Source organism: Streptococcus sp. Marseille-Q8145 (assembly GCF_965112035.1).
Window position 1 is genome coordinate 1 of record NZ_CBCOPQ010000011.1, and the last position, 1,048, is coordinate 1,048.

Below are 1,048 nucleotides of genomic sequence, written 5' to 3' on the forward strand. Positions count from 1 at the left end.
TGGCAACAACAATATCAGCCGATGTCAGGCCAGCCTTTTTTTCAGTTTCACCTGGCGTGACCGTGGCTTGAATACCTTTGGCTTCCCTGGCTTTCGTCTTGCCGTCGTATTCGAATGAAACGTCATTGCTGGCCACTGTGGCAACGGCCGGCGTTATCGTGATGGTTCCCGTGACCTTAGCGGGATCGTCTGCCGTTAGCTGGTAGTTATTTCCGGTTGCTGACTGTAACTTGGCTTTGCCAGTATCACTCAGCTGATAATTGTACTGACCTGCATCTACACCATCATTCTCAACAACAATGTCAGCTGACGTCAGGTAAACGGTCTTTTCGCCTTCGCCTAGTTTGATTATGGCTTGAATTCCTTTGGCTTCACTGGCCTTGGTCTTACCATCGTATTCGAATGAAACGTCATTGCTATCAACTGTGGTGGTAGCTGGCGTGATCGTGATAGTTCCAGCAACCTTGGCCAAATCGTCTGCAGTCAACTGATAATTATTTCCAGTTACTGCTTGTAACTTGGCTTTACCAGCGTCACTCAGCTGATAACTGTACTTGCCTGCATCTACACCATCATTCACAACAACAATATCAGCCGATGTTAGAGCAACAACTTGTCCAAACTCACCCAGCTTAACCGTGGCTTGAATACCTTTAGCTTCACTGGCTTTTGTCTTACCATCGTACTCAAACGAAACGTCATTGCTATCTGCTGTGGCAACGGCTGGCGTAATCGTAATGTTACCCGCTAAGTCAGTCGTGCTTAACTGATAGTTAGTTCCCGCTGCTTGTTGCAACTTAGCGATACCAGTCTCACTTAACTTGTAGCTATACTGACCAGCATTGACACCGTCATTATTAACAACAATATCTGCTAGAGACAGAGCTACCCTTTGCTCTGTGTCTCCAAGTTTCAATGCGGCTTGAATACCTTTAGCCCCACTCGCTTTGGTGTGTCCATCATAAACAAAGGTGACATCGTTGCCCGTGGCTGTGGCCGCTGCTGGTGTAATCGTAACAGTGCCTGACAAATCGGTTGTGTCGACCAG

General features: G+C 47.3%; 1 protein-coding gene. It reads right to left on the bottom strand.

Going from position 1 to position 1,048, the window contains the following annotated elements; genetic code table 11:
* Positions 1-1,048: MBG domain-containing protein (locus ACWPVL_RS11640; protein WP_454389172.1), on the bottom strand; the 1,048-nt coding region annotated here is incomplete at both ends.